Annotated in this window: 23 protein-coding genes and 2 pseudogenes; 9 read left to right on the top strand and 16 right to left on the bottom strand. The window is 55.4% G+C overall.

Annotation, left to right across the window (positions count from 1 at the left end):
* Positions 1-29: 29 nt before the first annotated feature.
* From EXE46_RS06245 to EXE46_RS06230, 4 genes are all read right to left on the bottom strand, one after another.
* Positions 30-449 carry a PIN domain-containing protein gene (locus tag EXE46_RS06245; RefSeq protein ID WP_089309237.1) on the bottom strand — a complete coding sequence of 140 codons (420 nt, stop codon included), beginning with the start codon at positions 447-449 and terminating at the stop codon, positions 30-32.
* The gene (locus tag EXE46_RS06240; protein WP_089309236.1) at positions 449-751 is read right to left on the bottom strand and encodes an AbrB/MazE/SpoVT family DNA-binding domain-containing protein; all 303 of its coding nucleotides are present in this window, start codon (positions 749-751) and stop codon (positions 449-451) included. The genes EXE46_RS06245 and EXE46_RS06240 overlap by 1 nt, the downstream gene beginning before the upstream one ends.
* Positions 752-907: 156 nt before the next feature.
* Positions 908-1,189, bottom strand: a complete 282-nt coding sequence (locus tag EXE46_RS06235; RefSeq protein WP_089309235.1) for a helix-turn-helix transcriptional regulator — start codon at positions 1,187-1,189, stop codon at positions 908-910.
* Positions 1,190-1,358: 169 nt separating this feature from the next.
* On the bottom strand, positions 1,359-2,138 hold the full coding sequence (locus tag EXE46_RS06230; RefSeq protein ID WP_089309234.1) for a DUF5821 family protein: 780 nt from the start codon (positions 2,136-2,138) through the stop codon (positions 1,359-1,361).
* 980 nt (positions 2,139-3,118) lie between these two features.
* Here EXE46_RS06230 and EXE46_RS06225 point away from each other — a divergent pair.
* On the top strand, positions 3,119-3,523 hold the full coding sequence (locus EXE46_RS06225) for an SHOCT domain-containing protein (RefSeq protein WP_080508641.1): 405 nt from the start codon (positions 3,119-3,121) through the stop codon (positions 3,521-3,523).
* A 60-nt stretch (positions 3,524-3,583) separates the two neighbouring features.
* Here EXE46_RS06225 and EXE46_RS06220 read toward each other — a convergent pair whose 3' ends face one another.
* A complete protein-coding gene (locus EXE46_RS06220; RefSeq protein ID WP_241981504.1) occupies positions 3,584-5,158 on the bottom strand; it encodes a DUF6498-containing protein in 1,575 nt (524 codons plus the stop codon).
* 44 nt (positions 5,159-5,202) lie between these two features.
* Here EXE46_RS06220 and EXE46_RS06215 point away from each other — a divergent pair.
* Positions 5,203-5,610 (top strand): annotated as a pseudogene (locus EXE46_RS06215) (transposase); the annotation flags it as partial.
* Here the strand turns inward: EXE46_RS06215 and EXE46_RS17050 are convergent.
* Positions 5,603-5,875, bottom strand: coding sequence for a hypothetical protein (locus EXE46_RS17050; RefSeq protein ID WP_238992148.1), 273 nt, complete (start codon positions 5,873-5,875; stop codon positions 5,603-5,605). The pseudogene EXE46_RS06215 and the gene EXE46_RS17050 sit on opposite strands and share 8 nt — an antisense overlap.
* The gene (locus EXE46_RS17045) at positions 5,868-6,020 is read right to left on the bottom strand and encodes a hypothetical protein (protein WP_007998983.1); all 153 of its coding nucleotides are present in this window, start codon (positions 6,018-6,020) and stop codon (positions 5,868-5,870) included. Before EXE46_RS17045 ends, EXE46_RS17050 begins: the two co-directional genes overlap by 8 nt.
* Before the next feature lie 368 nt (positions 6,021-6,388).
* Here EXE46_RS17045 and EXE46_RS06205 point away from each other — a divergent pair, with 368 nt between their 5' ends.
* Positions 6,389-8,887, top strand: coding sequence for a PAS domain S-box protein (locus EXE46_RS06205; RefSeq protein WP_137687582.1), 2,499 nt, complete (start codon positions 6,389-6,391; stop codon positions 8,885-8,887).
* A gap of 185 nt (positions 8,888-9,072) precedes the next feature.
* Here EXE46_RS06205 and EXE46_RS06200 read toward each other — a convergent pair whose 3' ends face one another.
* Together EXE46_RS06200 and EXE46_RS06195 are read right to left on the bottom strand one after the other, a co-directional pair.
* Positions 9,073-9,807: a CBS domain-containing protein gene (locus EXE46_RS06200; protein ID WP_089309438.1), complete on the bottom strand. Its 735-nt coding sequence runs from the start codon at positions 9,805-9,807 to the stop codon at positions 9,073-9,075.
* Positions 9,808-9,969: 162 nt separating this feature from the next.
* The gene (locus EXE46_RS06195; protein ID WP_089309437.1) at positions 9,970-11,139 is read right to left on the bottom strand and encodes an AI-2E family transporter; all 1,170 of its coding nucleotides are present in this window, start codon (positions 11,137-11,139) and stop codon (positions 9,970-9,972) included.
* A gap of 213 nt (positions 11,140-11,352) precedes the next feature.
* Here EXE46_RS06195 and EXE46_RS06190 point away from each other — a divergent pair, with 213 nt between their 5' ends.
* The 4 genes and pseudogenes from EXE46_RS06190 to EXE46_RS06175 form a co-directional block, all read left to right on the top strand.
* Positions 11,353-12,543, top strand: a complete 1,191-nt coding sequence (locus EXE46_RS06190; protein WP_089309436.1) for an NAD-binding protein — start codon at positions 11,353-11,355, stop codon at positions 12,541-12,543.
* Positions 12,544-12,819: 276 nt separating this feature from the next.
* Positions 12,820-13,521 carry a hypothetical protein gene (locus EXE46_RS06185; RefSeq protein WP_241981503.1) on the top strand — a complete coding sequence of 234 codons (702 nt, stop codon included), beginning with the start codon at positions 12,820-12,822 and terminating at the stop codon, positions 13,519-13,521.
* A complete protein-coding gene (locus EXE46_RS06180) occupies positions 13,518-14,171 on the top strand; it encodes a hypothetical protein (protein ID WP_089309435.1) in 654 nt (217 codons plus the stop codon). Before EXE46_RS06185 ends, EXE46_RS06180 begins: the two co-directional genes overlap by 4 nt.
* Before the next feature lie 144 nt (positions 14,172-14,315).
* A pseudogene (locus tag EXE46_RS06175) lies at positions 14,316-14,630 on the top strand (IS5/IS1182 family transposase); the annotation flags it as partial.
* A gap of 279 nt (positions 14,631-14,909) precedes the next feature.
* Here EXE46_RS06175 and EXE46_RS06170 read toward each other — a convergent pair.
* On the bottom strand, positions 14,910-17,381 hold the full coding sequence (locus EXE46_RS06170) for an RND family transporter (protein ID WP_137687581.1): 2,472 nt from the start codon (positions 17,379-17,381) through the stop codon (positions 14,910-14,912).
* A 3-nt stretch (positions 17,382-17,384) separates the two neighbouring features.
* Complete coding sequence (locus tag EXE46_RS06165) at positions 17,385-19,016, bottom strand: COG1361 S-layer family protein (RefSeq protein ID WP_394348184.1); 1,632 nt, start codon at positions 19,014-19,016, stop codon at positions 17,385-17,387.
* Between the two features lie 202 nt (positions 19,017-19,218).
* Between EXE46_RS06165 and EXE46_RS06160 the strand changes: the two genes are divergently transcribed.
* Positions 19,219-19,911, top strand: a complete 693-nt coding sequence (locus EXE46_RS06160; RefSeq protein WP_137687580.1) for a TetR/AcrR family transcriptional regulator — start codon at positions 19,219-19,221, stop codon at positions 19,909-19,911.
* Positions 19,912-20,080: 169 nt separating this feature from the next.
* Here EXE46_RS06160 and EXE46_RS06155 read toward each other — a convergent pair whose 3' ends face one another.
* Genes EXE46_RS06155 through EXE46_RS06145 form a run of 3 tightly spaced genes read right to left on the bottom strand, consistent with a single transcriptional unit; the run spans position 20,081 to position 22,982 of the window.
* Entirely contained in the window at positions 20,081-20,878 is a 798-nt protein-coding gene (locus tag EXE46_RS06155; RefSeq protein WP_137687579.1) for a polyprenyl synthetase, read from the bottom strand.
* Positions 20,879-20,883: 5 nt separating this feature from the next.
* Entirely contained in the window at positions 20,884-22,383 is a 1,500-nt protein-coding gene (locus tag EXE46_RS06150; RefSeq protein ID WP_089309360.1) for an MATE family efflux transporter, read from the bottom strand.
* Entirely contained in the window at positions 22,383-22,982 is a 600-nt protein-coding gene (locus EXE46_RS06145; RefSeq protein WP_089309361.1) for a TetR/AcrR family transcriptional regulator, read from the bottom strand. The genes EXE46_RS06150 and EXE46_RS06145 overlap by 1 nt, the downstream gene beginning before the upstream one ends.
* Positions 22,983-23,154: 172 nt before the next feature.
* Between EXE46_RS06145 and EXE46_RS06140 the strand changes: the two genes are divergently transcribed.
* Entirely contained in the window at positions 23,155-23,772 is a 618-nt protein-coding gene (locus tag EXE46_RS06140; RefSeq protein ID WP_008368216.1) for a TetR/AcrR family transcriptional regulator, read from the top strand.
* A 28-nt stretch (positions 23,773-23,800) separates the two neighbouring features.
* Here EXE46_RS06140 and EXE46_RS06135 read toward each other — a convergent pair whose 3' ends face one another.
* Together EXE46_RS06135 and tnpA are read right to left on the bottom strand one after the other, a co-directional pair.
* The gene (locus tag EXE46_RS06135; protein ID WP_089309362.1) at positions 23,801-25,042 is read right to left on the bottom strand and encodes an RNA-guided endonuclease TnpB family protein; all 1,242 of its coding nucleotides are present in this window, start codon (positions 25,040-25,042) and stop codon (positions 23,801-23,803) included.
* A 6-nt stretch (positions 25,043-25,048) separates the two neighbouring features.
* Positions 25,049-25,453 carry an IS200/IS605 family transposase gene (tnpA, locus tag EXE46_RS06130; RefSeq protein WP_008368212.1) on the bottom strand — a complete coding sequence of 135 codons (405 nt, stop codon included), beginning with the start codon at positions 25,451-25,453 and terminating at the stop codon, positions 25,049-25,051.
* Between the last annotated feature and the right edge of the window lie 773 nt (positions 25,454-26,226).

The raw sequence follows: 26,226 nt of genomic DNA, 5'->3' as shown, positions 1-26,226 counted from the left end.
ACAGACAAGCCAGATCTTCGAACGGGTGCCTACGCGGAACCGTCGCGGAACCGTTCGATCGGGATGTCGGAGACGTCGTCATAATCGTCGTCACCGCCAGCTAAGAGCGTCGCATCGACGTGTTCAGCTGTTGCCAGCGCAAACGAGTCGCCAAGCGCAGGATTATACTTGAGCGTATACTCCGAGGCGTCCGTCCAAGTATCGCCGGCATCTACCGTTTTGATACCGAGATCGGTCAGCCAGTCGAGATACTCGTCGGCTGTGTCGCGGTCGTACTTCCGGGCGATTGTGTACCGGATCTCAGCAAGATTCACATAGCTGGCGTAGCCGACGGTGTCCTCGACTGCGACCGCGTCGAGATACTCTTCTACAACCTCGCTGCCTAGTTCATCGTCGGCGTGTGCTATCAGTGGCTCGGCGTCGAAGACAACGCGGTCAGGAACCGACATTACTCTTCAGTTGTGAACTGCGAGTCGCGTTCTTTCCGGTCTTGGTCGCGTTTCTCTTTGAGGATCTCGGACGCAGGCTTGTCCGTACTCGCTTCGCTACGGGCGGCAAAGCCGCGCATTTCGCTCGGTGAGCGGACCTGTTCAACGATCACCTCTCCAGCTTCGGTTTCCCGGAACAACACCTTCCCAGGCGCTTCGATCCCGAGCTTTTCGCGGAACCGTTTTGGGATGGTCGCCTGGCCGTGCTTAGTGACGGCGACAATCTCTTTTTCAGAGTTGTTTGATTGTTCTGTCTTGCTCATAGTTCATAATTAGATCTCGATCATAATCAAATTTTCTTCTTATTGACAAACAGTTGTTGCTCCTCTGTCGGGTGTTTAGTCGAGTTCGAAGTTTGGTTCGGCTTTCGAGAGACGCGAAGTACTAGAGTCAAACAGTCCTCGGACACAGCGGTTCGATTACCCGTCGTGGTCAATATATCCAGCTTCCCATTCAGTCCGAGCTTCGATTTCTCTAGTGCCCCGGCGAGTAGCGCTGTACTCGTTGGTCCGTCGGTCGCGCTGACTTTTTTCGATGAGCCCCTTCTCAACGAGCGTATCAAGATTTGGATAGAGCCGACCATGATGGATTTCCTTCTCGTAGTAGTCCTCGAGCTCGTCTTTGATCGCGAGTCCGTGGGGGTCATCAAGTCCGGCAACTACGTACAGCAGATCGCGCTGAAAGCCAGTAAGATCGTACATGTCGCAATTTTCGTAGTCGAGTTTTGAAATACTATTGATCTGGTGACTGCGTGTTATAGAATACGTTTCACACCCTCTATACAGTGATTTTGACTGCTTCATCTCACGCTTGAGTTGGAGAAGCACCGTATTCCCGTCTCGATAGTCGGTGGCTGTCGTGGGGCAGATGCTACAGCGGAGACTGGATCTCGGTGGAGAGTGTTTTCAGGTTTGCTGTCGCGAGCTCGTCGGTTGCGATAAGCCGAAGTCGGGGGCGACCGATGTCTAGTGGGACTTTTTCAGTCTCGATGAGGCCAGCATCTTCGAGTGCTGATTTGGCCCGTGAGAAGGTTGCTTTCGAAGCGATACCTGTATCCTCTCCCCATTTCGAGATGTCGTAGAGGAGGACCTCGTTGCGGGCTGCGAGGATAAGCATGATCTCGACGATACTGAGGTATTCGTTGCTGTTGGAAATTTCTTCAGCGTGTGCGAGGACTTCGTCGAGCTCGGCTGCGATATCGTCGCCGATCTCTTCTCGGAGCGTCTGTTTCACTACTGAGAGGGCAGGTGTCCGGAGGTGATACTGCTCGGCAGCCTCGAATCTGGAGTCGAACTCACCGTAGACTGATGAGACCAGCTCGGGATCTGAACTCGAGATACTGTGCTTGTCCATCACAGGAACTACAGCCTCAGACTCGGTTGTGAAGATGGTATTCTGGACTGGCTCCGTGAGTGTTCGGAGGCTGAGTTGCTCCCGGTGGATGAGTTCGGCGATCTTTGAGGCCGTGAGGAAACTGTGGAGGGCGTCTTTGATTTCATCTAAGTCTGCGAGCAGTCGGACCTTGGGCTGGTCCTCAACCGCTACTGCTTCCTCTGCGAAGGCTGCGATTTGTTCAGAGCGAGGATTGATATACAATGCTGGCTCGTCTCGTTCGGGAATCATCTGAGTGGAAATGTATTGTTTGGTCATATTTTGTAATTTTATCGATATGTGCTTAACAGATATGATATCTGAGGATTGGACTAGTTTGTCGGTTACAAACCGTAACCATCCCAAACCAGCGGTGCGGGGCCGTGGGAATCTTCGCCCTTCAGGGCGGAGAGGATGTCAAGGGATAGAGCTGACTATCCGTTTCGAGTACGCTCATAGGAAGCAGATTGTTGGTCGCAGTAGTGACCCTCGATCTGGGGTAGTAGAATCCATGGTGGTTGTACAACCGTCATACCACCCAGCCTGTAGATGGGTGACAGACTCGCGCAGTGTATTCAGCAGCACCCACGAGATCTTCTCAGTTTCTGTCAGTAGTGAGATGCGAGATACAGAGGTTGTACTCAGCAAACAGACATCGCTACTGAATATCGACAGGGATTAAATTCGCCCCCTGGGGATATCGATTGTGTCCTCCATTGAGACGAGACTCCAACTGTGTGGCATCGCATTCGTACTGGCTGGTGGGTTTCACGACCTGCAGATGTACACACGTGGGTTTACTACACCTGGTGACATGACTTTGGGTTCTATACTAGTCGCCATTGGCATGGTGATGGCAGTGACCGGGCTCGTCCTTCCGTCAGTGGCCTCAATAGCGGAGTGACCGTTCCAGAGAGATGACGCTCTCTACCGAGGACCTGCCTGTGAAAGGCGTCTCCTCTGTACTGAGCACTTCGTTTGCCTGAAATCGAGACGTCACTCCGTGCAAGACTCGCGCACTGTATTCAACAATGCCCACGAGATCTTCTCAGTTTCTGTCAGTAGTGAGGTGCGAGATACAGAGAGTGTAGATAGCACGGAAACTCCGTTTTTCTCCATCTAAATCCAGAACTAACCGATAGAACGTGTATGCTGACTCGCTAGTATTCCGTCCCGCTAACCAAGCAGATATACATCTTCTAGAGGGGTTCAGTTCCACTTCCGCGATTTTTAAGTTGTAAAATGGTCATAGAGGTATTGTGTACGAATTGGTCCACCGCTATGCCCCCCACAGCCCCGCTGGTCGAACTGCGATTGCTATCATCGGCGGTTTGCTCGGTGTCCCCGCGTTTGTGCTCGGACTTATCGGACTGAGTGGAAACGTTGCGGCAGGCCTCTTGTTTCTCTTGGTCAGTACAGTAATACTCGGAATATCAGGACAATTAACACTAGGCGTCGTCCGTCAGGCGAATGCGGCTCCAGCATCCAGTCCACAGGACGACCAGCAGATAGACGACGCAAATGAGACACCGATTGAAACGCTTCGACGACGATACGCGGAGGGCGAAATTGACGACGAAGCATTTGAGCGACGTCTCGATCAACTCATCGAAACGGAAGAACCAGAACAGCGAAAGACCGAGAGTGAACGTGTGTTAGAGTAGGTATTTGTATTGACCGCAACGGAGGGAATATGTTCTTTGTGAGGGTTCTAACCGAACCGGTCACTCCGGCTCGGTGTACGCGCGCCGCCACAACAACCACGTCGGCCAGACGAGGAACGGCAACAGAACGATACCCTGCACAAGACCACTCGACGATCGCCACGGCCCCACGAGCCACGCAACCGCACTGACACCGACAGCGCTCCCGACACCGACCGCGACCACGGCGATTCGCCGATCCATCGGCGGTAGATCGGTGGATCGAACCGGTAGATCGAACGTGGAGACGAGCGCCTCGCCATCAGCGACTGGGCCGACGGACCGCTCCGTCTCGTCGTCACCAAACCCGGTGGTCAGCTCGATAGTCCGCGTGCCGAACGCCCGGTCCGGGAGCCGGGTGTGGACCACGCGCGCATCGCGGAGGCGGTCGACGGAGGCCGCCCACTGCGGCTCGTCAAGCCACGTGTCGTACGCAATCAGCCGGTCCCCGTACCGCCGGTACTCGACCGGTGCATAGGTGAGCGCAAACCCCGCCGCGTTCACGGTGAGCGCGCCGAGGTAGATCGCAAACACGGCGACCCCGGACCCAACGACGACTGCGCCGGGAGCGTCGCCAACGAACAGCCCAAGCCCGGCGATCCACACGACAAAGAAGCCAGTCGCGTAGACCGGAGCGACACTGGTGAGCGTTTTGAGGACCGCGGTGACGACGGTGGTCCGACGATGAGCCGGAACTTGGGCATCGGGTTCGGCGTCGGGAACCCTGATCGGTTCCGGTTGGTCTGGGGAGTCGGCTGGGCCGGCGAGCCAGCTGGAGACCCGGCCGCTGCTGGAGGCATCATCGCCGTGTGTCGCCCGAAACGACGACCACTCGACGAGCAGCTTGACGACGACGAACGCAGCGAGCACGGCGACCCCGCCCCCCGCCGCGTTGAGGGGCGGGAGCGCGAACAGGGCGAACACGAGGAAGAACGCCCGCCTCATCGGAGTCTCAACGACCGCATACGGCGAGGTCTCTGCGTACCGTTGCCGGCCGACATAGTCCCGGGCGATATCGATCGTCTGGCCTGCGACCAGCGCAAGCGCTGACGCGAGCACCGCCGGACGAGAGAACAGGGCCGGCACGTTGAACTCCTGCGAGAACGCGACGCCGACGACTAACGTGATCCACGCGGCCGCGCCGCAGACCGCCGCTGTGAACGGGATGTTCCGAAGGTGAATGGGGGGCAGCCACGTAACTGGACGGACCGCACCGCGCTTGCTCGCCAGCGGCGCTTCGGTGACGCTTATCACGCCCGACTCACGGTCTTCGGGCGGCGGTCGGGCCGCGAACAGTGCCTTTACGCCCGCTAGCGGGATCGAAAGCACAACTTCGACCGCGTACACCACGGCGAGCGTCGCAGGGTCCCAGCCGAGGCGGAGCACACCGACGAGCGGGATCAGGTTGACGATCAGGATAGGGAGGAACCCGGTGACTCCGGAAGAAGTCCGTCGACTGTGGTGAGCGATGGAGGGCATCCGTCTTCGTTTCCTGAAACGCTCGGCCGTGTTCATAAGCACTGGTAAGGGCGGGTCGACCCACTCTGTGAGAGCATCGCTGCGTTCCGCCCGACAGACGACTGTCACGTCGATCATCGTGGCCGATGTCTCGCTGCTCGTCTACTGTACACGATCGATATCCTACTGCTTCAACGCTTTGTAAGGCGTTTAGACGGCTTGATATGGCTGTATGGCGTGTTATATTGACTCTCTCAACGACACTACTTCCGACGAGCGGCGTTGTTGGAGTTGATGCGTCAGGGTTCGACCGCCGTCATGCTTCGAAGCACTACACGAAACGCGCTGAACTCACGATTCAGCAGCTCAAGGTGACGTTACTGGTCGATGCGAAGGTAAACGCGATCCTCGATTTACATGTGACGACGACACGAAAACACGATAGCCAGATCGCTCCGTCGTTGATCAAGCGCAATCCTAAGAGTATCGATATTCTGCTCGCTGACAAGGGCTACGACGACCAGAAGATCAGGCGACTTGCCCGGCAACACGAGGTTCGGCCACTGATTAAGCATCGTGAGTTCACATCCGGCGATCGTCCCACGCCACGAGGTGCGAATACTCGCCGGCTTCGAGCTCGCCGACACATTCCTGAACGCGCTCGTTCTGGTCAAGGAGGCCCGCCGGATCGTCTCGGGTCATCGACGAGAAGCCAGTGTGGATCCCGAGGTCGAGAACTTCCACCTGGCCGGCGACGTCCCTCGCGAGACCTCGGACCAGTCCACGCTGGACTTCGAGTCCGACGTCGTCATCGTCACCCTTCGACTTCCGGATCCACGCGAGCGCTTTACTCATCGACCACTGTCACCTCCAGGGAGCTCCCTGATTTAACCTTCCAGTCGAGACGCTTGCCGTCGAGGTCCATCGCTTCGGCGAGCCCCTTCGGCACCGTCACTTTGTACTGGCCGTTCGCCCCCTGACTGACTCGCGTTTTCGCCATCGTTGTATAGGCCTACTGTTAGGGCTAATATTAGTTCTAATGCTGGTGTTCAGAAAACCCCCGTTTTCTGTACGGTCGCTCTTCTGTAGGAGATTGTTGGTACAGTCGTCGCTAGTTGAGCGGGGGAACTAATCGACCTTCTAAGCATCTCTACCGTGAACTCCCAATTTGATTCACACACCGCAAACCGAAAGACCGCAGTCCATCAACAATGTGCTACGCAAAGGTAACAGAGTCAGCGAGTGTCAGCTGTACCATCGAGTTTCCGCCGCTATCCCAGTGAAACGCCGCGTGTCAGCGACCCTCCGAATTTCTGTCTTGAGAAATGCTTGAATAGTGTTATTATCCAGCCATGGCTGTATTGGTTCATGAACAGTGAAGCAAGCATCCATGTGCTTCATGTCGACGATGAACCAGACTTCGCTGAGTTAACTGCGGAGTTTCTGAAACGCGAGGATGATAACTTCACCGTCACGACAGCGACGAGCGCCAGTGAGGGGCTAGAACACCTCTCTTCTGGCGACTTTGACTGTATCGTCTCTGATTATGATATGCCTTCACAGAACGGTATTGAATTTCTCAAATCTGTCCGAAAAAACTTCCCTGACCTGCCATTCGTGCTGTTTACTGGCAAGGGCTCTGAGGAGGTTGCTGGTGAAGCTATCTCCGCTGGCGTGACTGATTATCTCCAGAAAAAGCGTGTAGCTGACCAGTATACTGTATTGGCGAACCGACTGCGAAACGCCGTCGAACGATATCGTGCAGACAAAGAGCGCAAACGGCAGCGCAAAGCCATTGAAACGGCGCAAGAAGGCATCAGCATCCTTAATGAGGACGATGAGTTTATCTACGTCAATCAGGCCTACGCAGACATCTACGGATATGACCCCAACGAGATGGAGGGGGAACACTGGGAACTGATCTACCCCGACAGCGACACAGCGATCGTACGAGACGTTATCTTGCCGACGGTCGCCGAGGACGGCTACTGGAGCGGAGAGACGACTGGGCTCCGGGCCGATGGGACGACCTTCGTCGAAGATCATACCGTTGCGCAGACGGACGCCAGTGAGCTAGTCTGTTCGGTACGGGATCGCTCTGTGGAACAGGAACAGGAGATGGCACTCACTCAATTTCGAACACTCGTCGAGACTCTCAACGACCCGGTCTACGTACTTGATGAAACAGGACACTTCGAATACGTGAACGACGCGTTCATCGAACTGGTTGGGTACGAGCGTGAGAGAATTATTGGAGCGTCACCAACACTAATCAAATCATCGGAGGTGGTCGACCGCTCGAAAAATCACCTTGGGCGGATTCTCTCGTCGGACGGTCCCGACAGCATACAGTTTGAGATCGAGATTCTGCCCAATCAAGGTGAGCCAATTCCCTGTGAGGATCACATGGGCGTCTTACCCTACGAAGGGGAGTCTTTCGAGGGGTCAGTTGGGATTTTGCGTGATATCAGCGAGCGTAAAGAGCGCAAACAAGAGCTTGAGCAGACAAATACTGTTCTTCGCACAATCGTCGAAAATCTGCCGATGGGCGTACTCGTTGAAGACGCTGAACGTGACGTACTCATGGCAAACGGCCAGTTGGGCGAAACACTTGGCGTTCCGATCGACAGTGAGGAAGTAATTGGACGCGACTGCGCCACAGCAGCTGAAGAATTTAAATCCCGATTCACCGACCCAGAGGCGTTCATCGAAGTGATTTCCGAGCGACTTGAACACCGGGAGCTGGTTCAAAACGAGGAACTCCAACTCACAGATGGTCGCGTGTTGGAACGTGATTACGTGCCATATACCCTGTCCGAAGGTGAAGCGAACATATGGTTATATCGTGATGTCACGACTCGTAAGCAGCAAAATCAAGAACTTGAGCAGGCCAACGAGTTCCTTTCACAGACCCAGACCGTCGCAAACGTCGGTGGCTGGGAGCTTGACCGCCGAACAGAGTCACTCCGATGGACCGATGAAGTCTACCAGATTCACGGCGTCAACATGGACTTCGAACCAACAGTCGAGAACACAGTCGGGCTCTATCATCCCGAAGATCAGACAACGATTCAGGATGCCGTCGAGCGAGTGTTAACTGACGGGGAACCATACGACTTGGAGTTACGCATCGTCACAGCTGACGATGAGGTGCGATGGGTTCGTACCCGCGGCGAGCCTTGGCGTGAGGATGGCAAAATCGTTGGTGTGCGCGGCACGTTTCAAGATATTACTCAGCGGATAGAACGCCAACAGAGACTAGAAGAGTTCGCCAGCGTTGTGTCTCACGATCTTCGGAACCCGCTGAACGTTGCTACCGGGCATCTTGACTTGGTGGCCGACGAGTGTGACAACGACCATCTCGACAGTGTCCGCCGAGCACTAGAGCGGATGGAGGCGCTGATTGAAGATCTTCTCATTTTGGCTCGGGATAATAAAGAGGTGAGTGACACTCAGCCGGTTGATCTCGCGACGATAGCTGACAGGTGTCGGGAGAACGTTCAGATGGAGCAGGGACGCGTAATTACTACCGTCGACCGAACCGTGTGGGCAGACAGCAGTCGTCTCAAGCAAGTATTTGAGAACCTGTTTCGAAACGCGGTTGAACACGGTGGGCCAGAAGTGACAGTGACGGTCGGAGAACTAACCGACGGGTTCTATGTTGAAGACGATGGGGCAGGCATTCCGCCCGACGAACGCAACGCTGTCTTTGAGCTCGGCTACTCGCAGTCGGCAAATGGAACTGGGTTCGGACTGAATATTGTCAAACAGATTGTCGATGCTCACGACTGGCAGATTCGCGTTACGGACGGGACGGACGGTGGAGCACGGTTTGAGATCACGAACGTTAATTTCGTGAATAAATAGACGTTTAAATCTTGTGTAACACATTGCTGATGGACTGTAGTCTGGCGATTTGCGGGTGCGTGAATCAAATTGGGGGTCCACCAGTAGTTGAGACTGGCTCTTTCAATACATAGAGCCCAAGCCAGTTGCTCGATTTGCCGACAAGCCGTATGATACTCAGGACCCCCCGCGCACGAACTCAGAAGTCACACGGAGGAAAAGTACGACTGACCGAAGCGGAGCAGGTCTCGGTCAAATTCGTCCGGGTCGTCGACTCGAAAGTGGAAGAGCTGATTTCGCATATCCCCGATTTCAAGCACTAACTCGCGGATCACGTCCTGTTGATCATCAAAGAGCGACTCAAATTCCCCCCAATGAATCGAGATGAATTGGGCATAGTGTGCGTAACTGCAATGCTCGATCGACGCTGGCGTTGGCAGTGGGTGTTCCTCGTCGAACGTTTCGGCTAGCTGCTCCGACAGCGCATCACCGAACACTCGCGTGAAAATCTTGCGCAACTGCATCTCGATGGACTCGATCAACAGAAACGGCTCAAGCATCTGTTTCAGTCGTGTCAGGAGGTCGTAGTCGGTTAGAATCCGCCACTCGTCGTCTCGATCGACCACGATGTACGTGTATTCTGCGAGTGCATCGAATATGGCCAGAAGGTTCTCATCCTCGCTGATGGTGTGTGCATCTTCGACTGCTGCGCCGACCGAAATCTTATCGAGCGTTTTGTGTCCGACCTCCAGTTGATGGAATGCAAGGAGAGTCCGGACGACTGATCTGTAGGTGACAATCCCGACCAACTCGCCGTCGCGTTCGACACCGATCTGTGTGTAGCTGTACTCAGACATCTGACGGAGTGCCGATTCGAGCCCGAGATCGTATTCAACCGTCTGGAGTGTATTCCCGATAGGTAGGTCAGCGATTGTGTACACGGATGCTTAGAAGGTTGGCCCGTAGCTAACTATGTGTTTCCGTCTGTATCCAAATGACCGCTGTGTCCACGTAGTATTTGATGTCTCTAGGTGTTGGTCGGTAAGATGCGTCTCGGCTTCTGTTCACAGATATGGAGACAAACATTGCTATTAGCGGGCTATTCAGTAGTCCGAGAGACTTGATTGTTCATGTGGCTGTCTGCCGGTGAGAACGTACGATGCAATAGTTCTAAAGAACTCTGCGAGGAGGACAAGCAGTATTGGGCCAAGAAAAATCCCGTAGAACCCGAACGCGATCGGTCCGAGAATATAGGCAAACATCAGTAGGCCCACATGTGTCCGGTTGCCGCTCACATACGGGCGGATTAGAAAGTCAGGAATCGTATCAACGACTACGAACGCCAAAACGAGAAACAGGATCACGAAGCCGAACGCGCTTGCCTGACCACTGGTGACAGCAGCTATCGCGAGAATTGCTCCGACAGGGAGGTACACAATTTTCATTCCCACAACTGGTATTAAACTTCCTGCTCCTGTGAGTGCGCCGACTAGGGGCGCAAATGGAACGTTTACTGCTCCTGGTGCAACGAGATTATATCCAGAAAAGACAAGAATTCCGATGATACCGGTCACAAATGCGTTTAAGATATTACCGAAGAGGATGGAAGACAGTTCATCATCAACAGCTACCGCGTATGACCCGACAACACCTGATTCATCAAAATTGTCGAGAAACCAGTCTACAAGTCGTGAGCCGTCAGTAAGCATATAATATGTCCCGGCCAGAAGAATGAATCCATGGAGTGCTGCGTTTGCGATGAACCCGACTGAACCGGTCAGCGTAGCAACCATTTGTTCGACCCATGTCTGAACTGCGGGGTCGTTGAGGATTGCTACGACTTCCTCAGGACTCAGCACAAGTATGTCACTGATTTCTAGCCCTACGAGTGGACCCGGAAGTCCACTTCCTTGTGCCGACTGTAGTGCAGACAGATATGCTACACCAGGACCATCCCCTCCAGCGAGCCGTTGGATTTCGGGTACTACCAGTACAAGGGTGTATGTGAGCAAAAAGAGAAACGGCAGTAGGAAAATAGCAATTGTAACCATGGCAAGAACTTGACGGCGATAGGGAACGCGATGGCCTTGGAGTCGCGACGGAAGCGAGAGGTTCTCGAGTTTACGATAAATTGGGCGGCTTGCGTAGTAGAGAAAGATTGCAAATATGAGCGTTGCCTGAAACTGGATTAAAACAAAAATGACAGCAGCTACTAATCCTAACCCTCCAATTCCGAAGATGATCCGCCGTCGTAGTCCTGAGCTATATTCCATTTACCTACTAATTGCCACATTACAAGAAAGGTATGTTGGTGTGGCGTGGGTGACTTTTTGTTTGTCAGGACTCAAGATTCTATTCCTCTAGCAAGAACTTATGACCAGAGTGAATCCAATTGATCTCGTGTTACGTAAGATCTCGCTCAAGATGGTGGCTTCACAGCGTCAGAATTGTCTGAGAATCCCGATACGTAATTACGTGATAGAACTGTGACTGACACAGCAAAATCCGTTTCAATTAGTTATATAAAATCCACGAAAGGAATCGTACAGTTAGTTGCTGTACTTTCTGTTCTGTCAATAGTAACAGGTGTGGCGACGCTAACAGGTGCCGCAAAAATTAATTTTATTGCCGATCAGTTGCCATTAAGTGCGACAGAGTCTGCCGGCTTTACAGGGTCGCTAACTGGGTTCCTTCTTTTTCTCACCAGTTACGGTCTTCGGCGACGATGGCGGGCTGCGTGGTACGTATCTCTCTTTCTCGTTCCCACGGTAACGATTCAGGGAGTTCTTCAGTCAAGCGTATTTTCGACACCGCTTGTACTGCTCTCTCTCGTCGTATTTGTGATATTATTATCTAAAGAAGGGGTATTCGATCGAAACGTCACACTGACAGACACGCAAATTGCTGCGGGCTTGGCTTTGGTCGGCGCGCAGGCGTACGGTACGATTGGAACGTATTCACTTCGGAATGAGTTCCGGGGAATTGACACTCTACTAGATGCATTTTATTTTACGATTGTAACTGGAAGCACGGTTGGATACGGCGATGCCACGCCCATTCCGGAAAGTGGATTTGCCCGCTTATACGCGCTGTCTGTCTTAATCGTTAGCACGGCTACGTTTGCTGTCGCACTTGGTACACTCTTAACTCCCGCTATTGAGAACCGGTTTACCGAGGCATTAGGTATGACAGACGACGCTGAACTTGACCAACTTTCAGATCATATCATTGTCGCTGGAAATGATCAATTGACCGCCCCAATTATTGATAATTTACAGAGAGATTGCTCAATATTGGTTATTTCTGATACGGATGCGCCCCAAAGCTTCACTGAATCAGATGTTTTAGAATTACATGGTTCTCGGACATCGAATGAGACATTTGAACGAGCTCGGCTAGATACGGCGCGTGCCGTCGTTATTGCTACAGAAGACGACGCAGAAGACATTATGACGGCAATCACCGTGAGAAAACAAGACGACGATATCTGGATTGTTGCTGCAGCGACAAATAATGAGAATATTGAGAAATTCCGCTTTGTAGGAGCCAATACGATAATTAGTCCGGCGCTCGTGGGCGGAGAATTATTGGCAGAATCTGCTCGGACCCAACAAGACACAGCAACTGAGGTCGTCCAACATTTACAAAAGAAGCAAGAAGACAATCGTAATCACTAGAACTATACTCCAAGGCGATCGGTACGGGACACCCACAGCGACCCAAGTGAGATATCCTTTGTTGAAATCCCCCTAGGCGATATATTCTGATCAGATGTCGATTAGTACTGAGGTCATACCAAGCGAATCGGTGGCGAATTTTTTCAGCAATCAAGCGTGTGAATATTCACTAGCGTCGATAATTCATGGCTGAAAGATAGACGTGACGGGCAAAAGTGCGCCTGTCTGGCGTGTTGTAAAGGCAATCCATATCTGAGGGGCGGACCGAATATGAGTATGAATTCCGACGAATCCGCTTCGGAAGCCACAGATGGAAACTCTGGGGCTGAGATTGACGGAGTCGATCCGTCTGATTCCGAACTTGACGTTCTGGAAGGAGACGCTATTGAGGGCCGACTGGGGCGGTTGCTCCGTAGCGGGCGGACGAACGCGTTGGTCGCGTGGGCGATGGTGACGGTGCTCGCGGGAGTGTTCGTCGAGAGCCTGTTCGAATTCGACCTCCTCCCGATGGCTATCATCGCCGCGATGATCGTCGTTGTGGCCGCACCGGCGGTCGCGGCGCGAGACCCGAAAGTGATGCTCCCATGGGAGGTGCTCGGGCTCGCGCTGTTGCCGGTTCTGGTGCGTGCGCTCTTCGGGGGAGAAATGGGAACGTTCGCAGCGTATCTCGCGATCGCCGCGTTCGCGCTGATCATCACTGTGGAACTTCAGATGTTCACCACGCTACGCGTGACACACTGGTTCGCCGTGGTCTTCGTCGTGATGACGACGCTGGCAACGGCGGCGGCGTGGACGGTCCTACGGTGGAACGCCGATCGGATGCTCGGTACCAACTTGCTGACGACCAACGAGGCGCTGATGATCGAGTGGCTCTACGTTACGCTGGCCGGACTCGTCGCCGGGATCCTCTTCGACGCGTACTTCCGGCGGCGCGAAGCATATCTTCGCCGAGTGATAGGGTGGGTGGTGCGCCGATGAGTGTTCGAGGCACCCTCCGGGATCACTCGTCGCTTCGGACGCAGCGGCGGATTACGAGGGTGATGCAGGTTCTCTTGGTCGCTATCGTTGGCTACGGCGTGGTGTTCGGCCAGCCGAAGGCGATCACTAATGGTGGGATCGGTCTGTTCGTCACGTTCATTCCGGCGCTGCTTGAACGCAACTACAACATTCCCCCCAATCCATGGCTTGGCGTGTGGATTACGTCGGCGGTGTTCCTCCACACGCTTGGATCGGCATGGTTCTATGCGCTGATCCCGTGGTGGGATCACCTCACGCACGCTCTCTCGGCGTCGCTGGTCGCCGGCGCAGGATACACGACGCTGCGAGCGATTGACCTCCACAGCGATCAAGTCGAGATCCCAGCGCGCTTCGCGTTTGTGTTCATCTTTGTGGTGGTGCTCGCGTTCGGCGTCGTCTGGGAACTGTTCGAGTTCGCGCTTGACATCGTCTCCGCCAAGACCGGGATCTCGATGCCGCTCGCTCAGCATGGGCTTGATGACACGGTTCTCGACCAGATGTACAACTCTGTAGGGGCGTTGATCGTGGCGACATTCGGACAGGCGCACCTCACTGGAGTCGCGGCGCGGATCCAAAAAGGGCTCTACGGGGCGTTAGACGAGGATTTGTGAACTACCTCGGGGACAAGCTTCGAGGCTTCACTGTTTTGAGCTCGCATCGCCACTAGTAGGTTAATTTGGCTGTGTTGAATCGCCATACGGAGGCGAGGTAGGCCGCTAAATCAAAGGAGTTGAAGCGGGAGAGTTCCGTTGACCATGACGCAAATCTCCCGCTTCATCGGGGAGGTTGTACCGGTTGCTCAAAGAGTTACTGGCGATGGAGGCGAATCCGCCGCCCCGGAAGGTGGCGGCGGATTCGCCGACTACGCACTCGTTTCCCTTCACTGTCTGCGGATTTACCTCGATTCGTCGTACCGCATGACGATCGACCTGCTCAAAGAGATGCCACAAATAACCGGGGAGATCGGCCTCAACGCGGCCGATCTCTCTGCGCCGTCCACGTTGTGTAAAGCGTTCGACCGGATCAGCATGAGCGTCTGTCGAGTGCTGCTGCGCCAGTCGGCGCAGCTTTCGCTCTTCGTCGTCGATGAATTGGACCTATCCACCTAGTGATCTCGATCTTCTCGCCCTCTGCCAAGATTCCATCTCCGAATTCTCTCGGCAGCGGTCCTGAACCGAGTACAGGAGGACCCGATCCCGACGCCTTCTGCGGATTCAACAGAGTAGCTGGATTCATCCCACAAAGACACAGATGTTCTCCTCTGTTCTCGATAAATTCGTCAAGAGGTGTCCGGTTCCCCGTATTCTTCCTACCTCTGAGACGGGGGTAGAAAATATATTGTTGAGATGTCAGCCTGAGACTGACAGATTAATCCCACTCCATACGCCTTGGTAGCGTTCCCACAACAACACTGCTGGGGGGAGTGCTATCACGGTAAACACGAAGGAGTACACCACGCTCAGCGCCATCAAGAGGCCGAAGTCCCCAAGCACGGGTGTGATGGCGAGCGCGAGCGCACCCGTCCCGAGCGAAGTGGTGAGCATGCTTCCGAGCAGGGCGCCGCCCGTCCCCGAGAGCGTGATAATCATCGACTCGTAAGCGTCGGCGCCGGCGTTGTACTCATCGATGAACCGATGAGTGGCGTGTACTGAGTACGCAATTCCGAGCCCAATGGAAATCGATAGAATTGTTCCAGTCAGCGCGTTCAGTGATATCCCGAGGTATCGCATTGTCCCAAGTAGGAATGCGATTGCGATTAAGATCGGGAAGAGATTCGCTATTCCGAGGAGCGGCTTGCTCTCCAATACGGCGTAGGCAATAACGAGGAACAATCCTGTTAACCCCATCGCGATGATCAGTCCCTGAATTGAAGAATTGAAGATGATATCAGTCACCGCGTCGAAAACGACGATCTGACCGGTGGCGGTCGTCTTGTACCGGAACTCTTCAGCGAACTCCCGAGTGTCGGCCGCGGCCTCAGCCTGCGAGGCCCCGGAGTCGATCGCGTAGTCGACCTGCGCACTCCGTCGATCCGGCGTGAGGTACTGCTCAGCCCGATCGCCGGACGACGAGGCGAACAGCACGTCGTAGATACGGTCGAGATTTTGGTCGGGAATTCCGTTTCCGTCGATATCGTTGCGGGCGACCAGTTTGGCGAACTCCGGATTTTGTTCGGCATGAGATTGAATCACAGTCACAATACTGGTTGGCTGGGCGCTCCCGCCGTCACCGACTGCGAGTGAGCCTGATGCATCGTCGTTCGGGTCTGCGAGAGCCTCAAGCGCATGGCCCTCCTCAAAGTTCCCTTCGACGTACAACTTCACTGTTTGATCCTGGTTAGTTGAGAAGCGGTCTTCAAGCAGGTTCAACGTCTCAGTGACAGTGTACTCACTCGGTGCGAACGGCTCAGGGAGGCTGGTCACATAGTCCGGTTGCTCCTCCGGGGGAAGGAAGTCCTCAGTCTCGAAAGAGGTGTCGACGCCGCTGCCGTACGCCGCGGCCATCCCCCCTGTCACGAGCAGCACGACCACGAACGCGATTGGCGCGTACCGGCTAACCTGTGCCGGAAACGTCAGGAACTTCCCAAGCGTCGAGTCCTCGGAGGAGATCGGGGCCGAGTTGAACTCTGGGACTCCGTACTGCTCTCGCAGCCTGTCGACGACCAGTTTTGCTGCCGGCAGGAACAGCCCGAATATCAGGAAGGTGAAGGTGATCCCGACCGCCGAGGCGATTCCCATGTTTCGGATCGGCGTGAGGTCAGAGATCACGTTCGCCCCGAATCCGAACACAGTGGTTACAGTGACGATGATGAAGGCGATCATTAGCTGGTTGTTCGCTTCGCGCATCGCCTCTGTCGCCTCATAGCCGTCGACGACCTCCTCGCGATAGCGGTTGATGATGTGGATCCCGAAGTCGACCCCGACCGCAAGCAACAGCACGGGAACGGTAATCATCTGTTGATTAAATGGGATTCCAGAGAACCCGAGGAACCCAAACGTCCAGATGATGGTCATCAGAAGCGACAGCAGCCCGAGCGCGAGGTCGATCGGGTCGCGGTAGGCGACGACCAGGAACAAAAGCAGCAACAGCACAACGACAGGCATTACGATGGTGAGCGAGTCACCGATGACGTTGGCCGTCTCGGCGTTCGTCACGCCGCTGCCGAACGCCGTGAGATCCCCTGGCTGATCAGCCGCAATCGATCGGATCGTCGTTTGAACCTCTTGGAGGTCCCCATCCGAGAACTCTCCCGGCACGTCGTGTGAGATGACCGTAATCGACGCGCTTGCGCTCACGCTCGTCGGATTGAAATCTGTCGCAACCGCCCCCGTAAACCGCGGATTTTCTGAGAGGCTGCGAACGACCTGTCTGACTCGGGTCGCACTCGTCGACTCCAAGACGCGCCGCTGTTCGGCTGCCGTGGTCGCCGACGGGTCGATTGTCTGTGCGACGACCGTGGCTGGGCCGTTGGCCGAGGCTACCCGGAGGTCGTCTCGCGACTCAACCTCCTCTAAGACCCGGAGGTCTCTGAGTAACGCCTCTTTCGTCAAAACGTTACTTCCCGAGTGGATGAGTTGTGTGGACTCATCATCGGATTCGAATGGATCTTCGAATTCTTCGTTAACCGCGTCAAGTGCCTGCTGTTCCTCGAGACCATCGGTGAACGAATCGGTGGCCTCAGTGTCCGTGCTGACAAGGCCTATCCCGCCGGTAAACACCAGCGTGAGAACAAGGAATATGATGATGACTCGGCGCGGGCTGTCGACGATGGCGTCGTTAAGTCGCCGTGTCCACGCCTCGATCCGCTCGCCGAGAGACATCGGTTACTGCCGCCTCCGGTAGACGACAAGCGCCCCCGTCCCAACGACAAGCAGCGCGACAATGATAACTGGCAGCGGCAGTCCGCCGCCCTCACTCTCGATCACGTCTATCGGGACACGGTAGGTGTCTGTCAGTTGGCTGTCTCCGTCCGCGTCATCGTACCGGAAGTCAAGCGAGATTGGGTACGTGCTACCCGGCGTTGCAGAGCCTGTAGTAGTCAACTCGAAAGTCATCGTGGTGGTTTCCCCGGAGTCGAGTGATTGGACGTATCCCGTGTCGGTATCACCTGTATCGAGCGGATCGTCGGCGAACAACCGTGCCTCGACGTCGCTGGCAGTCTCGTTGAGGTTATTCGTTACGGTGACATCAACGGTACGAGCCCCGTCTGACTGGATAGTGCGGTTCTCGACCGCAACGTCGAAACGGTCGCGCTCAGGGGCAATCTCAGCGTCGACGACGAGGTCTTCGAAGGCCCGCAACTCATCTTCACCGTTTCGGTACTGGACTGCCATATCGAGCGAGCGCAGGCCGGACTCGGCCTCGCCACTAATCGAGATTGGCAGTGTGAAGTTCGCGGATTCACCGGAATCAAGCGTCCCTACAGCGGTCGACCGCTCTGCCGGGATCACGCTCTGGGAATTGCCGGCGTACTGAACAACAACGCTACGGGCCGGAACAGGGCCGTCGTTGCGAACGGTGCCGACCAGTTCGCCGTCCTCGGCGACGCGAAGCTGTGACTCCACGTTAGTGAATGCGAACTCCTGTTCGGCAAGCGGGAGGATCCCGAGTGAGAGCCCATCATCGGTGCGGGTGATCCCGTCAGGGTCTTCGAACTGCACGGAACCGGCAAGCGTGTACTGCTGGACTGGTAGATCGGACGCGACGCCCACCTCGTATGCGACAGATGTCGTCTCGCCGGGTTCGATCTCCTCGATCCGGACGGTGTCGGACTGACCGTCACTCACTGTGACGCTGCTACTTTGCGTCCCGAAAGTCACGTCAGCATTGTGGGCCGTCTCCGCGCCGACATTCTCGATCGTCGCCTCAACGGTGCCGCTGTCACCGATCTGCGCGTCGCTGTCGATGTCAACGACTTGGAACCGGGCGTCGTCACGCACGCGCACCTCCACGTCGCGGGAGACCGTTACGGTTCGGCTCTCGCCGGAGGAGATGTAGCCGTAGGTGAGATCTAGATCCAGCGAGTATGTTCCGGGCTCGACGCCCTGCGGCACGTTCAGACTCACCGGTAGTTCGCCGGGGGCGCCTGTCGTCACGCTGCCGATCGACGTCTCGCCCGACTCGACAGATAGTGGCCCACTCGCCTCGACCTCAGCGCGGACGTTGCGCGCGGTAGTGACAATATCACTGTTCGCAGCGTTCCCGAACCGGAGGTTGCCGTCGTTGGCGATCTGGAGGGTGATCTGGTTGGTCCGGCCGGGGACAAGGTTCGGGTTCGGCGCGAACACGTCGAGATCAGGAGACCCACCGATATTCGAGGCCTGTGCGGGCGCTCCAACGCCGACACCGGACGCGGCGTTGGAGCCGGTTAGCTCGGCGCCGACAGCACCGATGCCGAGACCACTAGTGAGGAGAAGCACACTCACAAGCACAACGGATAGGGGGCGAGTCCGCATGCGCTACCGCACCTCGATAGTCGTGGTGATTGTACTCCGGGATCGGGGGAATTCCGTTGCGGGACTATTCGGCGAGAAGTGGCAAGCTCGTTGCACACTCACTACTCCCCCCGAGAACCAATAAACATTTTGTTCTTGGGCTCTCGCATCTCGGTATGGAGCAAAAAAACGAAGCCGTCGCAGCTGACACGAGGAAGCAATAATGGCGCGCTTTACCGATGAAGATCGCGAGCGTATCCGCAAAGAGTTGATCGAGGCGGGCCACAAACTTTTCGCGCAGTTCGGTTTCGATCGAACGCGTGTGAGTGATATTACGGAAGAGGTGGGAATCGGTACTAGTACGTTCTACCAGTTTTTTGACTCGAAAGAGCAACTGTATCTTGTTGTGCTGGTCTCTGAGCGCGATCAGTTATTTGAACAACTCGAAGCAGTCGTCGGTGAGGTGGAGACACCACAGGCGGAAGCTGAAATGATCCTGCGGACGACGCTTAAGCAAGTCCGATCGAACCCTCTTATTCGGAGGCTGTTTGTGGAGGGTGAGATACGGCGGATCGATGAGCAGTTGAATGGAACAAACTATGATGATGCTACCAGTACAGGGGACGACAATAACACGGGCACGATTAGTGAAGGCGATAGCGACAACAAACCCGACACAGGTGCCGAAGCAGATTTCCGCGTGTTACCGCAGCCGGAAGCATGGGTTGCGCGCGATGATGTCCGGATAGACGATCCGGATATCGTACGAGGACTCCTACGGTCGCTGCTGTTCGTCACGCAAGCACAGAACACACCTATCGTCCTGAACGAAACCTATGATGAGGTTGAGGAGGCACTGATCGACACGGTTATCACTGGATTGTTCGCAGATGAATCGATGTCTTCTACTGTCTGATTCGGAAATTCGGGTGAGTGAACGGTGAGGATTCGCCTACCGCTCTCAGCGGTTATAAAGGAAGCTCACGCTGAATGCCACGCATTTCAGGGCGTGGTAGATTACAGTGCGGATCTGTCAGATGTCTGTATAGTTAATCGAGTGCGTCGTAATTAGTAGCTCAGCTCTGTTAGTCGTGTCTCGTTACAGTCACATCGGCCAACGCTCGCAGACGCGTTACATCGACGGTCTCTGACAGGGTGTCGAGAGCCAGAGCAGCCTCATCTCGCCGCTGTCCTGCATACTGACGGAATTGTGACTCATCGAACGTTGGCAGGACAACCATCGCCTCGGTTGGATCCGTATCGAGCACGTAGTTGATCTGTCGGGCGGTACTGAGCCCGCGACCGAGTCGTTCGCAGTGTCGGCGAACCGGTTCGTCGACACCAGCCAGTGTCGCTCCAAGGGCCGCCGCACCTTCACCGAGACTCCCCGCAGTGTCATCGAGAAATTTCGCTTGGTCGTGGTCTGTGAATCCGGCCGCGGTGTAGGTGCGCGTAAATGCCTCCGTGACGGTTTCGAGAGCTGTCGTCAGTATCTCGAAACACTCACTCGACGAAGAGTCGGGTCTTGAACGGAGTGACGAAAATGCCGCTGTATACAGATAATCCCCGGCCAGCAGTGCCGCTGTCGGATCCAGCGTAAGCGAATACGCGTGTTTATCAGTGAGAGTGAGGAGTAGCCGATTTCGGAGACGAACGTATCCCCGGAGTAATTCGACTGCGGCGGCGTAAGGAAGGACATCCTCACGGTCCTGGTGATCTGACAGTGAATCGTATACGGTCACCACCAACTGTCCGTACCATCTGTCGGGGCTATCGTCCAGTACATCGTGAACGAGCGGAAGATTGGCCTCGTCCCCGGTGCTGAGCACCTGTTCAAAGTAGCGCTCGATCTGTGAGGGGTGAACAGGCTCTGTGTCAGTCATCGGTTTCAGTCATCACCTGCTGCTGTCTCGACACTGGTCTCGTCGAGGTCGACTTTGGATTCGGTCAAGTCACTCTCGCGCCACGTGCCGCGCCGGTACCATGAATAGGCGATGATCGCTCCAACGACGTTCGAAATCGCGAACGACAGCCAGATTCCGCGCTCACCGAGCGGTCCAGAGGCGATCCATGCAATCGGGAACCGGATAATCCCGAGCATCAGCACGGAGATCGCCGCCGCGGTGAGCGTCTTGCCGGCACCGCGGAAGCTGCCCGTATAGGCTCGCATAATCCCGATGAACCCGAAGGTCAACGCGACGTAGCGAAGGAACTGCGCGGCGATGTCGACGACCTCGGGGTCGGTCGTGAACACGTCGGCGATGGGTGCCGCGACGAAGAAGACAACGACCCCCGCGACCGTGAGGACGGTGAAGAGCACTTTCGACGCCAGCCCTGCCGCTTTTTCGACACGGTCCGGCTTGTCCGCACCCATATTTTGGCCTGTCATTGTCTCGACTCCCCGAGCAACCGCGATGGCGGGGAGGAAAATAACCGAGAAGACCCGCGTGCCGATACCGTAAGCAGCGACGACCGCGTCCGGGAACAACGCGACAATGAACAGCAGCAGGTTCATCGACAGCGCTCGGCCCATCCCCTCAATAGAAGCAGGTAACCCGATCCGGACGAGGCGTCGCAGATAGGAGAGGTTCGGAACCATATCACGGATGTGGATCTGGACGCCGCGTGTCCCTCGGAACATGACTGCAAGGCCGACGACCAGCGCGAGCCCGCGGGAAAAGACAGTTGCAAGTGCCGCACCAGTAATACCGGAACCCGTGTAGCCAGTTACGGCGAATAGCGTGGATTCGAGACTACCAAGTCCGAACATCCCGAAAACGGGGTTGTTCTCGAACCCAAAGATTAGGAATGGGTCGATGACGATATTCAGGACGACCGACCCGAACATCACCAGCATCGGGGTGATGGTATCACCGTACCCTCGCATTAGCGCGATGAACACCGCGAAACCGAACATAAACAGCAGCCCCAGTGAAATGACCTCCATGTAACTCGTCGCTAGCGGCAGGACGTCCTGTGACGCGCCCATTACTGCGAGGAAGTCTTCGATGGCGAAGTATCCGATGGCGCCGAGGATCACCGATGCGATGACTGCGAAGGTCACGGTTTGAGACGCCGCGTACTCGGCTTCCCGCTCCTCATCAGCGCCCGTGAACTGGGCGACGAGGACGCTTCCTGCAACTGAAATCCCCATTCCCAGTGAGATAAGCAGGAACACCATCGGGAACGCAAAACTGATCGCCGCTAGTGCATCGGTGCTGTACTGGCCCAGCCAAAACGTGTCCGCCAAATTGTACGCGGTCTGGAAGAGGTTCGTGACGACGATCGGCATCGAGAGAAAAAACAGTGGTTTCGCGATTCCACCCGATGTGAGGTCGAACTCTTCTGGGCCCTTGAAGAGCGAACCAATACGGCTGAACAACCCCATTACCGTCCAACCTCCGGTTGCTCGTCGGCGAGGAGATGTCGCTCGATGTATCTGGTCATCGTATCGTAGAGTTGGTCAGAGGACTGGTTGATTGTGACATGGCGAGTCTGTGCGCCGGTGATTGTCGTTGCGAGGAATTCTGCGTCGCGGGCTGGCTCGATGTCGTCGGCGAACTCACCGTCGTCCATGCCAGCCGCGAGTATTTCTCGCAACTGTTCGATCAGGAACTCATCGAAGTCGGTGAGACGTTCCTGTAGAGTCGAATTGTACGGGGCCTGTGCCTTCAGTTCGAGCATTGCGGTTCGGAACTCTCTCAGAGGCGGCTCAGCGTCGGTAGTCAGTAGAACCTGAAGGAGCTCTTCAAGCTGTTCGTTGGGCGTATCTCCCTCGGGAGAGTCCACTCGGTCGGTAAATCGCTCGTACAGGTCGTCGAGGAAGGCAACGAACAACTGGTCTTTTGAATCGTAGTGGTAGTGGATGGACGACTTGCTGGCGTCTGCTTCGGCAGCGATATCCTGGAGTGTAAGATTTGCGTAGCCATGCTCGCAGAGGGCACGGTACGTGGCGTCCAGGATCTCAGTGGCTGGGTCGTTTGCCATGTAGTCGATATTTTACTTACTAACCGGTTAGTCAAAAGACTTCGGGAGTACAAAACTCAACCGGGGGCTATCGATACTTTCGTCAAACCCAACCGCTACGGGAGGATATCGCGCCAACGGTTCTGACGAGTGTGTCAAAACTGTTATTTGGAGCAGGACGAATATTCTACTAATGGCCGACCCGCCGGACCGGACTTCGTCAGATTCTGACGAGGAGATTATGCGTGCGACCTATCGCGCGCTTCGCGACCACGGATACGCAGATCTCACGATCAAACGTATTGCCGATGAGTACGGGAAATCGACCGCTGCCGTTCATTACCACTACGACACGAAAGATGACCTCCTGGTCGCGTTTCTGGACTATGTGCTTAACCAATTCGGTGAGACGATACATGAGGTTCAGACAACCGCTCCCGAACAGCGATTGGAACTTCTACTCGACAAGTTGCTCGTTGCTCCCGAAGACCACCACGACTTGTTGATCGCAATGCTGGAGATGCGGAGTCAAGCGCCGTACAAGGAAGCGTTCGCCGACCGATTCCAGCAGAACGACGAGTACGTCCAGTATCTGCTTAGGACCGTGATTGATCACGGCATTAGTGAAGACATATTCACTGACGTTGACTCCGAACACGTAGCACGGGCACTCATGACCATCGTCGACGGGGGGCGCACTCGAGCAGTCGTTCTGGACGAGACTGAAACGCTCGCAACGGCCAGACGAACCGCGGACGAATACGTGAACGCAGTCCTCAGAGCTGACACAGGCGGAAGCGAAGATACATAGAACAGAGAGGCAGGTGAACTACCCTACCCTACTCGCTCACGGTTGACGCCGTTCGCTCCTTGAGGGTAGGGCTTCCTGCTTCCACGACGCGCTTTGCAGATACAGGCGTGTCCACAGGGAGCGCAGTCTCCACAGGCGTTGATTCGGAGTATCCCACTCCTACGTCTTCGAGGCCGCGAAAAAGGATGTTCCACGCCGCGTTCGCATCTCTGTCCGCCTCAAACCCGCAGGCGGGACAGGAGTGTTCACGGACCCACAACGGCTTGTCGGTCGAAACGCCGCACGACGCGCACGCCTTGGTCGTCCCTCTCGGGTTGACCGCGACGAAGTGCGTCCCTTCTCGCTCACACTTGTATTCGAGCAACGAGAGGAACGTTCGCCACGCGGCAGACGCAGTATTACGGCTGTTCGACGGAGTTTCCATCATCTTCTTCACATTCAGGTCTTCGACCGCCACGAGGTCGTATTCCCGAGCGTAGTACGCCGAGAGCTTGTGCAAGAAGTCACGGCGCTTCCGTCGGAGGTCGGCGTGACACTCCGCGACTCGACGCCGTTGCTTCTCGTAGTTGTTCGACCCGTGCTGTTTGCGCGAGAGCTTCCGTTGCTCGCGCTCCAAGCGGTCGCGTTCGTCTGAGAGGTCGAGCGACCCGACAGCCGTGCCGTCGGTGTCGTGGGCGTACTTGAGAATCCCCACGTCAATACCGACGCACTTCTCGGGGTTCTCAGACGGTTCGGGCGGTTCGCGGTCCATTTCGACGCCGAACGTGGCGAACCACTCGCCTGTCGGTTCTTTCTTGATTGTGACCTGTTTGAGGTTCGCGTCGTCGGGGATGGCGCGGTGAAGCCGAATCGGTATGTCCGCGAGTTTCGAGAGTGACAGCACAGTCTGACCGCCCTTCTTGTCGAGCTTGAAGCCAGACTGACTGTACGTGAAACTGCGGAACTCCCGTGGCGGCTTCCACTTGAGTTGACCGACGGCGTAGCCGTTCTCCTTGAGTTTGGAGAGGCCTTTGAGGTTGTCGAACAGGCGTTCCACGACGGTCTGGAGAACCTTCGAGTACACGTCCGAGAGGCCGTCCCACCACTTCTTGAGGTCGGGAAGTTCCGACCGTAGGGTGGTCATGGACGGCAGATCGCCGTGTTCGTCTTGGTACTCGTTGAGACGGTAGAGCGTGTGGTTGTACAGTTGCCTACAAATGTCTCGGTGGCGGTCCAACTCCTCACGGTGGGCGTCGGACGGCTTGAGACGGTACTTGTAGGCGTAGTACATGACAATCTACTCCCGCTGGTCTTCGACGTACTGTTTCAGCACATCCAGCGATACCTGCCCCGTCGAGATGAGGCAGTACGAGTCGTTCCAGAACGAGTCGCCCCACAGTTCGGTTTTCAGTTCATCTTCGTACTCGTTACGGATACGGCGGGCGGTCGCGCCCTTGACCGTGTTGATGAACTTCACGAGGTCTGTGGTGGGTTTCGCTCGGAAGAGGATGTGAACGTGGTCGTCCTCGCCGTCGAGGTTCGTCAGTTCGACACCGTAGTTGTCCGTGAACCCGCGGATGACCTCGTGAATGAATTGGGTTCGCTCCTCGGTTAGCACTCCGCGCCGATACTTCGTGGTGAGTATCAGGTGGTAGTGCAGGGAATACGTCGAGTGTGCTCCCGAGTCGAGGTCGTACTCCATTGGGTTCGATCAATACTATACTACCCTACTGCAAAAACGTTGTGACTGCGTGGGTCTGTAGGCCTGCTACCGAATCGTGTATGAGAACTGTGCGGCGCTGTATCCCCTCCCTGCTCGCACCTCCCATTCGGTCGGCACTCGCTGAGGAAGGGGGCTTAGCGCCTACTTTCAGCTAAATACAGGACCCGAAGGGTATATTCTGGTCTTTGAATTCAAGCAGAGGTTAGGATAGCACGAGCATATGGTTCACCGCCACTATACATTACCTAGCATACAGTATCGTATTGAGTCTGCGGTAAACGGGGATTGGGACGGGAACGTCATCGTATACCAAACATACCTCTGACCTCTCTGTCGATGATTCGTTGATTTGTGTTTCCGAAATCCGGCTTTGTTGAAATCCTCATTAGGAGATACATTTTGACTGGCTATCGTCAATACAGAAAATACACATCTCGTGGTCAGTCTTGATCTTCCTGTAACTTGTTACAAGAGGTGTATCAAATACAGAGAATGGACCACGTATCGGATCTGTTAAAATTCTCTACTAGTGAACTCCCAACTCATATGCGGTCAATACAACCCGCTCGATGGCACGGAATCCTTGTGATCTCTTGTGCCCTATCTCCTGTTTCACGCTCTCTAAGGATAGCAGCGTTTCCCTCGAGTCAATTGCGCCTATCAGATTTAACCACAGACTCGCCGGCAGATTTATAACGATCAATACTTTAGTTTAGCTCGAGTGGTATGTATGACCACACCAATCAACGCGG

It is taken from the genome of Halorubrum sp. GN11_10-6_MGM (assembly GCF_005435165.1).
Classification (GTDB): domain Archaea; phylum Halobacteriota; class Halobacteria; order Halobacteriales; family Haloferacaceae; genus Halorubrum.
The sequence above is the reverse complement of the archived record's forward strand: the minus strand, read 5'-3'. Positions and strand labels throughout refer to the sequence as shown.

Bases quoted from the DNA above. Each gene is read 5' to 3' on its own strand.
- EXE46_RS06185 (WP_241981503.1), top strand. From the start codon at position 12,820: ATGAATTCCGACGAATCCGCTTCGGAAGCCACAGATGGAAACTCTGGG.
- EXE46_RS06155 (WP_137687579.1), bottom strand. From the start codon at position 20,878: ATGACTGACACAGAGCCTGTTCACCCCTCACAGATCGAGCGCTACTTT.
- EXE46_RS17050 (WP_238992148.1), bottom strand. From the start codon at position 5,875: ATGAGTAAAGCGCTCGCGTGGATCCGGAAGTCGAAGGGTGACGATGAC.
- EXE46_RS06220 (WP_241981504.1), bottom strand. From the start codon at position 5,158: ATGATCGACGTGACAGTCGTCTGTCGGGCGGAACGCAGCGATGCTCTC.
- tnpA (WP_008368212.1), bottom strand. From the start codon at position 25,453: ATGGAGTACGACCTCGACTCGGGAGCACACTCGACGTATTCCCTGCAC.
- EXE46_RS06135 (WP_089309362.1), bottom strand. From the start codon at position 25,042: ATGTACTACGCCTACAAGTACCGTCTCAAGCCGTCCGACGCCCACCGT.
- EXE46_RS06235 (WP_089309235.1), bottom strand. From the start codon at position 1,189: ATGTACGATCTTACTGGCTTTCAGCGCGATCTGCTGTACGTAGTTGCC.
- EXE46_RS06180 (WP_089309435.1), top strand. From the start codon at position 13,518: ATGAGTGTTCGAGGCACCCTCCGGGATCACTCGTCGCTTCGGACGCAG.
- EXE46_RS06195 (WP_089309437.1), bottom strand. From the start codon at position 11,139: ATGGAATATAGCTCAGGACTACGACGGCGGATCATCTTCGGAATTGGA.
- EXE46_RS06160 (WP_137687580.1), top strand. From the start codon at position 19,219: ATGGCGCGCTTTACCGATGAAGATCGCGAGCGTATCCGCAAAGAGTTG.
- EXE46_RS06170 (WP_137687581.1), bottom strand. From the start codon at position 17,381: ATGTCTCTCGGCGAGCGGATCGAGGCGTGGACACGGCGACTTAACGAC.
- EXE46_RS06245 (WP_089309237.1), bottom strand. From the start codon at position 449: ATGTCGGTTCCTGACCGCGTTGTCTTCGACGCCGAGCCACTGATAGCA.
- EXE46_RS06205 (WP_137687582.1), top strand. From the start codon at position 6,389: ATGAACAGTGAAGCAAGCATCCATGTGCTTCATGTCGACGATGAACCA.
- EXE46_RS06150 (WP_089309360.1), bottom strand. From the start codon at position 22,383: ATGGGGTTGTTCAGCCGTATTGGTTCGCTCTTCAAGGGCCCAGAAGAG.
- EXE46_RS06145 (WP_089309361.1), bottom strand. From the start codon at position 22,982: ATGGCAAACGACCCAGCCACTGAGATCCTGGACGCCACGTACCGTGCC.
- EXE46_RS06165 (WP_394348184.1), bottom strand. From the start codon at position 19,016: ATGCGGACTCGCCCCCTATCCGTTGTGCTTGTGAGTGTGCTTCTCCTC.
- EXE46_RS06230 (WP_089309234.1), bottom strand. From the start codon at position 2,138: ATGACCAAACAATACATTTCCACTCAGATGATTCCCGAACGAGACGAG.
- EXE46_RS06140 (WP_008368216.1), top strand. From the start codon at position 23,155: ATGGCCGACCCGCCGGACCGGACTTCGTCAGATTCTGACGAGGAGATT.
- EXE46_RS06240 (WP_089309236.1), bottom strand. From the start codon at position 751: ATGAGCAAGACAGAACAATCAAACAACTCTGAAAAAGAGATTGTCGCC.
- EXE46_RS17045 (WP_007998983.1), bottom strand. From the start codon at position 6,020: ATGGCGAAAACGCGAGTCAGTCAGGGGGCGAACGGCCAGTACAAAGTG.